Annotated in this window: 11 protein-coding genes; 7 read left to right on the top strand and 4 right to left on the bottom strand. The window is 64.0% G+C overall.

Annotation, left to right across the window (positions count from 1 at the left end):
• Nucleotides 1–157: 157 nt before the first annotated feature.
• Both EL191_RS04090 and EL191_RS04095 read right to left on the bottom strand, forming a co-directional pair.
• Entirely contained in the window at nt 158–2,122 is a 1,965-nt protein-coding gene (locus EL191_RS04090) for a methyl-accepting chemotaxis protein (RefSeq protein WP_041976684.1), read from the bottom strand.
• Nucleotides 2,123–2,230: 108 nt separating this feature from the next.
• Nucleotides 2,231–3,844, bottom strand: a complete 1,614-nt coding sequence (locus EL191_RS04095; RefSeq protein ID WP_013713948.1) for a response regulator — start codon at nt 3,842–3,844, stop codon at nt 2,231–2,233.
• A gap of 259 nt (nt 3,845–4,103) precedes the next feature.
• Between EL191_RS04095 and EL191_RS04100 the strand changes: the two genes are divergently transcribed.
• From EL191_RS04100 to speA, 4 genes are all read left to right on the top strand, one after another.
• Nucleotides 4,104–5,156 (top strand): DUF2333 family protein, encoded by a 1,053-nt coding sequence (locus tag EL191_RS04100; protein WP_013713949.1) that lies wholly within the window; start codon nt 4,104–4,106, stop codon nt 5,154–5,156.
• Nucleotides 5,156–5,704 carry an NUDIX hydrolase gene (locus EL191_RS04105; RefSeq protein ID WP_013713950.1) on the top strand — a complete coding sequence of 183 codons (549 nt, stop codon included), beginning with the start codon at nt 5,156–5,158 and terminating at the stop codon, nt 5,702–5,704. Before EL191_RS04100 ends, EL191_RS04105 begins: the two co-directional genes overlap by 1 nt.
• A gap of 353 nt (nt 5,705–6,057) precedes the next feature.
• Nucleotides 6,058–6,429, top strand: coding sequence for a translation initiation factor Sui1 (locus EL191_RS04110; RefSeq protein WP_024306846.1), 372 nt, complete (start codon nt 6,058–6,060; stop codon nt 6,427–6,429).
• Nucleotides 6,430–6,550: 121 nt separating this feature from the next.
• Nucleotides 6,551–8,464: an arginine decarboxylase gene (gene speA, locus EL191_RS04115; protein WP_013713952.1), complete on the top strand. Its 1,914-nt coding sequence runs from the start codon at nt 6,551–6,553 to the stop codon at nt 8,462–8,464.
• Here speA and pdxR read toward each other — a convergent pair.
• A complete protein-coding gene (gene pdxR, locus EL191_RS04120) occupies nt 8,449–9,870 on the bottom strand; it encodes a MocR-like pyridoxine biosynthesis transcription factor PdxR (protein WP_041976691.1) in 1,422 nt (473 codons plus the stop codon). The genes speA and pdxR overlap by 16 nt on opposite strands.
• 91 nt (nt 9,871–9,961) lie before the next feature.
• On the opposite strand from pdxR, the gene EL191_RS04125 reads away from it, so the two are divergent.
• Genes EL191_RS04125 through EL191_RS04135 form a run of 3 tightly spaced genes read left to right on the top strand, consistent with a single transcriptional unit; the run spans nt 9,962 to nt 11,449 of the window.
• Nucleotides 9,962–10,396, top strand: a complete 435-nt coding sequence (locus tag EL191_RS04125) for a GNAT family N-acetyltransferase (RefSeq protein WP_013713954.1) — start codon at nt 9,962–9,964, stop codon at nt 10,394–10,396.
• Nucleotide 10,397: 1 nt separating this feature from the next.
• Complete coding sequence (locus EL191_RS04130; RefSeq protein ID WP_041976695.1) at nt 10,398–11,021, top strand: FMN-dependent NADH-azoreductase; 624 nt, start codon at nt 10,398–10,400, stop codon at nt 11,019–11,021.
• On the top strand, nt 11,018–11,449 hold the full coding sequence (locus EL191_RS04135) for a carboxymuconolactone decarboxylase family protein (RefSeq protein WP_041976698.1): 432 nt from the start codon (nt 11,018–11,020) through the stop codon (nt 11,447–11,449). The genes EL191_RS04130 and EL191_RS04135 overlap by 4 nt, the downstream gene beginning before the upstream one ends.
• Here the strand turns inward: EL191_RS04135 and EL191_RS04140 are convergent, their stop codons facing one another.
• Nucleotides 11,450–11,914, bottom strand: coding sequence for a DUF2214 family protein (locus EL191_RS04140; RefSeq protein WP_013713957.1), 465 nt, complete (start codon nt 11,912–11,914; stop codon nt 11,450–11,452).
• Nucleotides 11,915–11,917 lie beyond the last annotated feature (3 nt).

An 11,917-nucleotide genomic window follows, 5' to 3' on the forward strand; every position in this document is an offset into this window, starting at 1 on the left:
GCGGCATGATACCGGAAAGCGCTCAGCCGCATCGCTGTCGCCACGCCGGAGCGTCGAATGCCGGGGATGAGCGGAACCTTGGAGATGGGCGGTCTGCGGGAGTTCCTGGCGAGAATTGCCCTGCGCTGCCGTGTCGCAGGCCCGTTTCGTTCAGCACCTACACGCGAAACGCCTGCACGGCGCTGTGCAGTTGGCCGCCAAGCTGCAGCAGTCGCTCGCTTTCGTTGCGTCCGCTGGCGATCAGGCCGAGGTTTTCGTCACCCAACTGGTGGATGCGTTCCCCGTGTTCGCGAATTTCGCCGACTGCAACGCTCTGCTGGGCAGTGGCTTCGGCGATGCGCTGGGCCATGCTGGCGATGGTACGAATGGCGCTGACGATCTCGTCCAGCGCACCGTCGGCCGCCTCGGCCTTGCCGGCAGTGGCTTCGGCATGTTCGACCTGGGCACGCATGGCCTGCACGGACTGGTGCGCCGCCTGTTGCAGGCGACCGATCACCTCCTGGATTTCTGCCGTGGCGCCGCCGGTACGTTGTGATAACGAGCGCACTTCATCGGCGACCACAGCGAATCCACGGCCCGCCTCACCCGCGCGTGCGGCCTCGATGGCAGCGTTGAGGGCGAGCAGGTTGGTTTGTTCGGCGATGCCACGAATCACCGTCAGCACGCTGCCAATGGTCGCAGTTTCGTTGGCCAGGCGTTCGATGGCCTGGGCATTGCCCTGCACTTCGCTCACCAGCGCGTGCAGGCCTTCCAGGCTCTGGCCGATGACCTGCTGGCCATGAATCAGGGCTCGGTCGGCGTCACGGCTGGCCTCGGCGGTCTGGCTGGCGTCCTCGGCGACCTGGCCGATGGTCGCCTCCAACTCGCTCAGTGCGTCGCGGATCAGCGCAGTATCCCCCGTCTGGCGTTCGGCACCGCCGTGCAGGCCACCGCTGAGGTCGGCCAGGGTGCGGCTGGAATCCGCGACCTGCTCGGCATGCCCGCGGATGCTGGCGACCAGCTCCACCAGATAGCGGCGCAGATGATTGAGGGAGTCCTCGATATCGCGCAGTTCGCGGGTGTGCGAGTTGATCGAGACCGGCGTGGCGAAGTCGCCGCTGGCCCATTGCGACAGGGCCGGAACCAGGTTGCCAAGCACCTGCGACAGGCGTCGCTGGATGCGGTCGATGACCAGGGCGATCAGCAGGATCAGGCCGATCATCAAGCCCTGGATCAGACGCACTTCGCCTTGTATGCGTGCGTACTCGCCCTTTACCAGCGGTTCCAGCGCAGCCAGTGCCTGCTGCACCTTGTGCACACGCTCTGTCGTGGTCACGGCCAGTTGCTGGCGCTGTTCGACCAGCTCCCGGGTGCGCTGCAGTTCACCGGGGTAGCGGCGCACCAGCGTGCTCAGTTCGCGCTTCAGGTCGATGCCACGATCCTGCGCCTGCTGCTCCTGCGCTGCGTCTTCCAGCCCGAGCAGTGCGGCGAAGCCGATGCTGGCGGAGCTGTCGGCCTGCTGCACGCCGAGCAGCGGCAGGCTGTCGAGCGCTTCCACCTGCTGGCCCAGGGCTTTGAGTTCACGCTCGACGTCACCGAGCAGTTCGCTGCGGCCCTGACTGGTGAAACGTTCACGAGCGTGCGCCAATTTCAGCAGGCGTGAGCCTGCCTCCTGCAGCGGTTTGCGATAACTGGCGGCGCCTGGGCTGTTGGCGCTGTCGACGTACTGGCTCAGTTGTTCCAGCGTGGCGAGCATTTCGCGTTCGGCCTGCAATAGCAGCCCTTGCGGGTCGCCTGCGAGCTTGCCGGCCGCCAGCAACTGGTTGGCACTGTAGTCACGCAGTTGTTCCAGGCTTGGGCGTAGCTCATTGGCCAGTTGTTGCGGGAGCCGTTCGAAGGATTGGTCGAAGGCGTCGATGGCCTGGGTAGCGGCGCTGTGTTGCACGGCGTTACCACTGGCGAGATAGGCCTGGATGTTGTCGGCCACGTCGCGCTGGAACTGCTGGGACAGCGTCAGGTAGCGCTCCATCAACTGTACCGGCTGCTGCAAGGAGCGCTGCGACCACCAGAGTATCGCTGCCAGGGCGACGCAGACGGTAACCAGCAGCAAGGTATTGAGATTGGTGAGCAGCTTGAGGCGCATGGCGAGCTCGATCGACAACTGAACGATACTCGCGAGGTTATTGCGTTTTGGTTACAGGCTCATGACGGCGTGCGCTGTATCACGTTTCCGCGGTCGGGCGCAGCCACCTCAATCCCCGCTGTAGAGCTCCACCCGGTTGCGCCCGCCGTGCTTGGCCTTGTACAGCGCTTCGTCGGCGCGTTTGGACAGTGCGTTGCCGTCCAGGCCAGGTTGCAGCATGGCGATGCCACAACTGAAGGTGCAGGACAGGTCCTGCGGTTGCGCCGGGTAGTGGATTTCGGCGAAGCGCTGGCGAATTTCCTCCAGCACTTTGAGCGCCGATTGCTCGTCGGTATCGGGCAACACCACGGCGAATTCTTCGCCGCCATAACGGCCGATGTGGTCGGTCTTGCGCAGGCGTTGCTTGAGGAACAGCGCCAGGCTTTTGATCACCCGGTCGCCCATGGGGTGGCCATAGGTGTCGTTGACCTTCTTGAAGTGGTCGATGTCGAGCATGGCGAAGGCCAGCGGCTGCTGTTCGCGGCGTGCGCGGTAGCAGGCATCGTCGAGCAGTTGCAGGGTGTGGGTGTGGTTGTACAGGCCGGTGAGGCTGTCACGCACCATGCGTGCCTTGAGGTTGCGGGCACGCGCCGCGCGATTGCGTACGGTGGCGATCAGGTGGCGTGGCTTGATCGGTTTGGTGAGGAAGTCATCGCCGCCCTCACTCATGGCGTCGAGCTGCTTGTCGAGGTCGTCCTCGGCCGACAGGTAGATGATCGGCACGCTGACGTAGCGGTCGTTGTGGCGAATCACCTTGGCCAGCTCGGTGCCGTTGCACTCGGGCATGTACATGTCAAGGATGATCAGGTCGGGCTGGAACTCGGCCAGTGCATCCATCGCCAGGATCGGTTCGGTGAGCGTGTGGGTGAGGATGCCGGCGCTGTTCAGTACGCGCTCGGTGTGCGTGGCCTGGGCCTTGGAGTCGTCGACGATCAGCACCTTGTACGGATCGTATTGGGAGACGTGAGTCAGTACTTCGATACGTTCGAGCAGGCTCGAGGCATCCAGCGAGCCGGTGAAGAACTCCTGCCCGCCGGCGCGTACCGCGGCCAGGCGTGTCGGGGTGTCGGTGTCGCAGTGGCTGAAGAACAGCAGAGGAATCTTCTGCTCCAGGCCTTCCTGCACCGAGCCTGCCAACTCCAGCCCGGCGCCGGCGAAGTCGACATCCATGACGATGGCGGCGGGGTGGCGCTCGGTGATGGCGGCGCGGAAGGCGCGCTTATCGCTCAGTGCCTGCGCGGCCAGGCCGAAGAACTCCAGTTGCTGGGCCAGGCGTTCGGCGCGCTGGGCATCCTGCAGGGCGATGTACACCGGCTTGCGCAGCGGTGGCAGGAAGGTCTGCTCGAAGGCATCGCTGTGGCGCAGGCCGGTACGTGAGAGGCGTTGCATGGCCTGATTGAGCCGAGCGATCAGGCTACTGTTGAGGCGGCCACGGTTTTCCACCACCTCATCCAGACTGGCACCGATGTTTTGCGCCAGTTGCGCGTGCTCGATCTGTTCGAAGCGCTCGGCATAGCGCAGCAGGCGCAGGTTGGCCTCGGTCAGTTCGGCCATGCCGGCATCGTTCCATTCGCTGCGTTGCAGGCGCTGCCAGACTTCCAGCACCTGGCGCGCCTGGTGAATCACGCGCTGGGCGAAGTGATGCTTGAGGCGATCGCGACTGGGGTCCGGGTGCTCGGTCATGGGCCGACTTCTATTATGTGGTTAAGTCAGTGGTGGCTTGATGCTATCACTTGATGGCGGCGCTGACATTGCCGTCGATCAATTGACGCCGGTATTTCTGTCGAATAAGCGACAGAAATATAGTTTTCCCGTACCAACGGTAAGTTTGCCTCTGTTCCCTGCGTTTTGCTGTGGGCTTGTCTTATAGTGCGCAGCAGGTCGCAACCCGTTGGCCGGGTTGTGGTCGAACACTCGAATTCGCTTGAAAAAGGACACTGCCATGCTGGATTGGAAGAATCGTGCGACGAACTCGCCAGACGGCGCCGACAAGGCCTCAGGGGGGAGCCGCAGCGGCGGCAGCCTGATCGCCCGAGCGCTGGGCGGCCTGATCGGTGTCTATCTGCTGATCGCCCTGGTGGTTGGCTGGTACTGGAGCCAGGAGCCGTCTGCCTTCCAGGTACAGCAGCACGCGCAGAGTGCGGCGCAGCAGGCACAGCGGCAGATGGTCACCGGCTACACCACGGTGGAAACCCTCAAGCAGGTCGCCACCACACTGCTCGACAAGCCGGGCGGCTACCTGTCCAACGATCTGGCTCCGCCCGGCCTGTGGCTGGACAACATGCCGAGCTGGGAATACGGCGTGCTGGTGCAGGTGCGTGATTTCTCCCGCGCACTGCGCAAGGATTTCGCTCGCTCGCAGTCGCAGTCCACGGAGAACCCGGACCTGGCCCGCGCCGAGCCGCGCTTTCACTTCGACAACAAGAGCTGGGCGCTGCCGGCGTCCGAGTCCGAGTATCGCGAAGGCATCAAGTCGCTGGACCGCTACCTGGCCGACCTGAGCCAGAAGAATGCGCAGTTCTATGCCCGTGCCGACAACCTCAACAACTGGCTGGGCGATGCCGGCACCCGTCTCGGCTCACTGTCGCAGCGTCTGTCGGCCAGCGTCGGTCAGGTGCGCCTGAACGAGAATCTGCAGGTGGGCAACGACGCCGAAGAGTCCGGCCTGGTCGGGCGAGATGGCGTATACGAGACACCCTGGCTGCAGATCGACAACGTGTTCTACGAGGCCCGTGGTCAGGCGTGGGCGCTGGCTCACCTGCTGCGCGCGATCGAGGTCGATTTTGCCGACGTGCTGGCGAAGAAGAACGCCACCGTCAGCGTGCGCCAGATCATCCGTGAGCTGGAGGCAGCGCAAGCGACCCTGTGGAGCCCGATGATCCTCAATGGCAGCGGCTACGGCATTCTCGCCAACCACTCCCTGGTGATGGCCAACTACATCTCCCGCGCCAACGCTGGCCTGATCGACCTGCGCCAGCTGCTGAGCCAGGGTTGATGGAAGCGATCTCGGCGACCGAGGCGGCGCATCGCGCCGCTTCGGATCAGGAGCGGGTCGCCTGGGTCGACGAGAACGACCGGCCACTGGGCGGCGTTTCCCGCGCCGAACTGCGCGAGCGCCGGCTGATTGGCCGTGGTACCTACATCCTGTTGTTCAACTCGGCCGGTCTGCTGTGCGTGCATCGGCGCACGTTGAGCAAGGCGCTGTATCCCGGCTACTGGGATGTCGCAGCTGGCGGTATGGTGCTGGAGGGCGAGGACTACCGGCTTTCTGCCGAGCGCGAACTGGCCGAGGAGTTGGGTATCGTCGATGCCGAGTTGGTCGAGCATGCGCACTTTCTCTACGATGCCCCGGAAAGCCGCTTGTGGTGCATGGCTTACTCGGCGGTGTCCGATGCGCCGCTGGTGCTGCAGCCGGAAGAGGTGTTGGAGGCGCGCTTCATCAGCATCGAGCAGGCGCTGGAGGAAACCCACCGCCTACCTTACTGCCCGGACTCGTTGGCGGCGCTGGAACGCTACATAAAAGGGCCGCTTGCGGCTAGCTGATGACCCTCTCCCATTGATGGGAGAGGGTGCCCGAAGGGCGGGAGAGGGTGGTTTTGTTAGCTCCTGCGCGTAGGGTGCGCTGTGCGCACCGATGCTCCGTCTCAGATGTAAAGGCGGCGCGCACGGCGCACCCCGCGTCGCGGATTCCGAGCGCTCCGTGCACGATGGTGAACAGCGTCGCCAAAGTACCGAACAATGACGCAAATCTGGTCTTAGCAATCCCGGCCTTTGCCGTTACACTGCGCGGCCTTTTCGGCGGACGTCTGTCCGCTTGCGCTGCCCCTGCCTGAGTGGGGCTTCGCGGCTGAACCTGTTCAGCCAGTCGCTATCCTGACCCCTACGAGGACAAGCCGGTGGTCAAGAAAGCCTCTTCATTCTCCGCCTTGAGCGGTCTCGTCTACTCCACCGATGGCGGTCGCCATTGCCCGGACTGCAACCAGCCGGTGGATGCCTGCATCTGCAAACAAACGCGTATTCCCGAGGGCGATGGCATCGCCCGCGTACGTCGTGAAACCAAGGGGCGAGGCGGCAAGACCGTCACCACCGTCAGCGGCGTGCCGCTGGCCGAAGAACCGCTCAAGGAGCTGGCCAGTGCGCTGAAGAAGCGCTGCGGCACCGGTGGCGCGCTCAAGGACGGCGTGATCGAGATTCAGGGTGACCACGTCGATCTGCTGCTTGCCGAGCTGAGCAAACGCGGGTTTACCGCGAAGAAGTCCGGCGGCTGACGCCCCCTTTTCTAAACTTCGATGACGTTACTACGGTCAACCGCCGAGCAAACGTCATCTTGCTTTCATCATTTCTAAACTGGCCGCCAGCAAGGTCAGGCTTTTCTCATGGGAGAACCCGATGTCCGCACGACGCACCCGCAAAGACGACGGCAGCCAATGGACCGTAGCCGATAGCCGTAGTGTCTATGGCATTCGCCATTGGGGCGCCGGTTACTTCTCGATCAACGATGCCGGACGTATCGAAGTGCGGCCCAACGGGCCGGACAGCCAGCCCATCGACCTCTATCAGCAGGTCGACGAGCTGCGTCAGAGTGGCCTGTCGCTGCCTTTGCTGGTGCGTTTCCCTGACATCCTGCAGGATCGCGTGCGCCGCCTGACCGGCGCCTTCGACGCCAGTATCGAGCGCCTGGAATACCAGAGCCGCTACACCGCGCTGTACCCGATCAAGGTCAACCAGCAGGAAGCGGTGATCGAGAACATCATCGCCACGCAGAACGTCTCCATCGGCCTCGAGGCCGGCTCCAAGCCCGAGCTGCTGGCGGTGCTGGCGCTGGCGCCGAAGGGCGGCACCATCGTCTGCAACGGCTACAAGGACCGTGAGTTCATCCGCCTGGCGCTGATGGGGCAGAAGCTCGGCCACAACGTGTTCATCGTCATCGAGAAGGAGTCGGAGGTCGCTCTGGTGATCGAGGAGGCCGCCGAACTCAAGGTGGCGCCGCAGATCGGCCTGCGCGTGCGCCTGTCCTCACTGGCATCTTCCAAGTGGGCCGACACCGGCGGTGAGAAGTCCAAGTTCGGCCTGTCTGCCGCGCAGATTCTCTCGGTGGTCGAGCGCTTCCGCGCGGCCGGGCTGGATCAGGGCATTCGGCTCTTGCATTTCCATATGGGCTCGCAGATCGCCAACATCGCCGACTACCGCAAGGGCTTCCGCGAGGCCATCCGCTATTACGGCGAGTTGCGCGCCATGGGGCTGCCGGTCGACCACATCGACGTCGGCGGCGGTCTCGGCGTGGACTACGACGGCACCCACTCGCGCAACGCCAGCTCGATCAACTACGACATGCGCGACTACGCCGATGCCGTGGTCGACATGCTCAAGGAGTTCTGCGACCGCCAGGAAATCCCCCATCCGCACATCTTTTCCGAGAGCGGCCGGGCGATGACCGCGCACCACGCCGTGCTGCTGGTGCAGGTCACCGACGTCGAGCGACACAACGACAAGGTGCCGGAGATCGAGCCGGGTCTCGAGCAGCCAGAAGTGTTGCAGTGGCTGATCGAGCTGCTCGATGACAGCGACCCGGAAATGGTCGCCGAAACCTACTGGCGCGCTACCCACTACATCGAGGAGGTGGCCGCGCAGTATTCGGCCGGCAAGCTGAGCCTGGCGCAGAAGGCGCTGGCTGAGCAGTGCTACTTCGCCATCTGCCGTCGCCTGCACAACCAGCTCAAGGCGCGTCAGCGTTCGCACCGCGCGGTGCTCGACGAACTCAACGACAAGCTCGCCGACAAGTACATCTGCAACTTCTCGGTGTTCCAGAGCCTGCCGGACACCTGGGCCATCGGCCAGATCCTGCCGATCCTGCCGCTGTCGCGCCTGGACGAGGAGCCGTTGCGCCGCGCCGTATTGCAGGACCTGACCTGCGACTCCGACGGCAAGATCCGTCAGTACGTCGACGAGCAGTCCATCGAGACCAGCCTGCCGGTGCATGAACTGCGTGAGGGCGAGGATTACGTGCTGGGCATCTTCCTGGTCGGTGCGTACCAGGAGATTCTCGGCGACATGCACAACCTGTTCGGTGACACCGACTCGGTGAACATCTACCAGGCCGCCGATGGCAGCGTGGTGCACGCCGGCATCGAGACCCATGACACCATCGAGGACATGCTGCGTTACGTGCACCTGTCGCCCGAAGAGCTGATGACCCACTACCGCGACAAGGTGGCCAGCGCCAAGATCAGCGCCCGTGAGCGCACCCAGTTCCTCGATGCCCTGCGTCTGGGGCTGACCCGCTCGTCCTACCTGGCGTCCTGATCGAGCGCCGTCGCCAGCCGCCGGGCCAGGTGCAATGCCTGCTCGGCGCTGGCGATATTGGTAAAGCCCAGTAGCAACCCGCTGCCGCAGGGATACGTCCGAGCCCATTGCGACAAGGCCATCACGGCCAACCCTGCGCCTTGCGCTCGGGCGGCGAGGGCGACGTCATCCTGCGAGGCATCGAGGCGCGCCAGCAGATGAATGCCGCCTGCCTGCAACTCCACCCGTAAAGCTGAACCGAATACCTGCGCCAGTGCCGTTGCCAGAAAACCGCGACGCTCGGCATAGAGTGCACGCATGCGCTTGAGGTGACGGGCGAAGTGACCCTGATCGAGAAAGTCCGCGGTGATCGCCTGGGGCAATGCCGGGCAGCCGTGGTCGAAGGTGCGCGCGCAGGCCGCGAAGCGCTCCACCTGCTCCGGTGGCACCACCAGGTAGGCGAGACGCAGGCCGGGGAACAGCACCTTGCTGAAGGTGCCGCAATACAGCACGCGACCGTGGTGATCGAGGCTTTTCAGTGCCGGTAGCGGACGGCCGACGTAGCGGTATTCGCTGTCGTAATCGTCCTCGACGATCCAGGCCTGGCTGGCCTGTGCCCACTCCAGCAGCGCCAGGCGCCTCGGCAGGCTCAGGGAGACGCCGAGCGGGCTCTGGTGCGAGGGCGTGACCAGTGCGCAGCGGGCATCGACGGCAAGCCTGCGTCCTTCGTCCACGCATAGGCCCTGGTCATCCACCGGCACTGGAATCAGTTGTAGATCGGCACCTTCGAGCGCCTCGCGCGCCTTGAAATAACCCGGGTCTTCGAACCAGCAGGAATCGCCTGTTTTGAGTAGTGCCTGGCGAATCAACAGCAGGCTGCTGCGATAGCTGGCGGTGATGAACACCTGGCGTGGCTCGCAGGCAATACCGCGCGACACGCCCAGATAGCGCACCAGGCTGCGGCGCAGAGTGGCCAGACCCTGCGCGTCTGGGTAGTCCAAGTCAGTTGATGCCAGCTGGCGCAAATGACGGACGCCTAGGCGGCTCCACAGCTTTCGGGGGAAGGCGTCCAGCGCGGGTAAACCGAGCTGGAAGGGCAGTGCTTCGCGGGGCGAACGCTCGCTTGCTGCAGGCCTGGTTCGAGGCTTGGTCGACACACCGGTGCCTGCCGGGGTTTGTGGCAGCTGCGGTGAAACCACTGTGCCAGCCGGGCCTCGGGGCAGCAGATAGCCTTCACCGATGAGCAACTGATAGGCCGCCTCCACCGTGCCGCGCGCCAGATTCAGCTCGCTCGCCAAGGCGCGTACCGACGGTACGCGTTCGCCAGGTTGCACGCGACCATCGGCGATGGCTTCGCGCAAGCGTTGATAAAGCTGCAGATAGATCGGCGCGGCCTGGTCGCGCGTGGGGGCGAGGTGGACGAGCATTCCTATGTCCTACTCAGTTGGTAAGTTCTTGGCTCTATTGACTATGCCATGTTCTGCCTAAAGTGGTGGCTGTCTTCGCTGGAGAACCGCCATGACCCCTGACTGCCGCTACGAATGGTTCGATACCCCGGAGCAATGGCGCACCTGCTACGAGCTGATGCGCGTGTTGCGCCCGCAACTGAGCGATACCGATGACTTCGTCCAGCGTTTGCAGCGCCAGGCCGAGCAGGGCTATCGCCTATTGGCCGCACGTTCCGCTGGCGAGGTGGTGGGGCTGGCCGGTTGTCGCTTGCAGGAGAACCTGCTGCATGGACGTTTCTTCTATGTCGACGATCTGGTGACGCGCGAGGATGTGCGCAGCCAGGGCATCGGCGAGCGGCTGCTGCACGAGGTCCGTGCCCAGGCCCGGCGCCTGGGCTGCGTCAATCTGGTGCTGGATACCGCGCTGGGCAATGCGCGCGGGCAACGTTTCTACTACCGTCAGGGCTTGCTGGGTCTGGGCATGCACTTTCGCGAGGCACTTTGAAATGCAACGAATCCTGTTACTGCACTGCAGCCCTTATGGCCGTCAGAGTCGAGGCAGCGTCCTGGCCCTGGAACTGGTCGAGCGTCTGCGCCGGCGCCATCCCGGGGCACAGTTGCTCGAACGCGACCTGGCCCGTGCGCCACTGCCGGCGCCAGACGCAGGCTATGCCACGGCATTGGTGGCGCGGGCGCCGAACGAGGACCCTGCGCTGAGCCTGTCCGAGCAGCTGATTGGCGAGCTGGAGAACAGCGATTGCCTGGTAATCTCCACGCCCATGCACAACTTCACGGTACCGGCGACGCTCAAGTCGTGGATCGATCACGTGCTGCGCATCGGCCGTAGTTTTGCCGCCACCGAGACGGGCAAGGTGGGCCTGCTGGAGGATCGTCCGACCTTCGTGGTGGTTAGCGCCGGCGGTGTCTATCGCGGTGAGCAGGCACGCCAGCCGGATTTTCTTACGCCCTATCTGCGCCATGTGCTGAGCACCATCGGTATCCATGACCTGGAGTTCATTCATCTGCAAGGCCTGGTACGCGGTCAGGAACATGCTGAGTCGATGCTGGCGCAGGCCCGCGAGCAACTGGCTTTCAATCCCCATCTCGCTGCACAGGAAGAGTTGTCATGAGTGCGCTACGTCAGCCCTATTACGAATTATCCGCCGAGGCGATGCAGGGTCTGCTTGCCACCAAGGTGGCGCTGGAGCGCGGCCCTTTGGGCAAGACGCTGCTGGAGCTGCTCTATCTGCGTGTGTCGCAGATCAACGGTTGCGCGTTCTGCCTGGAGAAACACAGCCAGTCACTGCGTGAGGAGGGCGTGCCGCAGCTTAAATTGGACAGCCTGGCTGGTTGGCGAGTGAGCCGGCATTTCGATGCCCGCGAGCAGGCGGCGTTGGCCTGGGCCGAGTCGCTGAGCGACATCGCCAGCAGCCACGCTGCCGATACAGATTATCTGCCGCTGGAGGCGCATTTCTCGCCCAGGGAAATTTCCGATCTGACCATCGCCGTGGCCCTGATGAGCGGGCTCAATCGTCTGGCCATCGGCATGCGCCTCTGATCACGGAGTTGCTGCGATCACCCCGTAGCCGCGCGCCATCAGCGTGGCCAGCAGCGGGATTACCAGCAACAGCAGCAGCTCGATACGAATGCTCCAGGTCACCAGGCGTACCTGCCGAGCGCTTGGCTCGGGCACCCGGCCGGCTTTCACCGTGCTACGCCATTTGATGAACACCACGGTGGGCAGGATCGACAGCAGGCCCACCAGCACGAACAGTCCGAGCTTGGCGTGGAACAGGCTGTTGCCCATGTAGTAGGCCGCGCCCTTGCCGAACCACAGCACGCGGGCGATACCGGTGAGCAGTACCAGGCCGGCGCAGAGGCCGTAGGCCAGGTCGGTGGTCATCAGGCTGCGTGCCCGGGACAGATCCAGCGGCGCCTTGAACAGCACGTGTTCGATGCTCAGCAGGGCGAACAGGGCGAAGATCGACAGGTAGTGCAGGTAAGCGACGAATGCGGCAGTCATGTG

The sequence above is a fragment of the Pseudomonas mendocina genome (assembly GCF_900636545.1).
Taxonomy (GTDB): domain Bacteria; phylum Pseudomonadota; class Gammaproteobacteria; order Pseudomonadales; family Pseudomonadaceae; genus Aquipseudomonas; species Aquipseudomonas mendocina.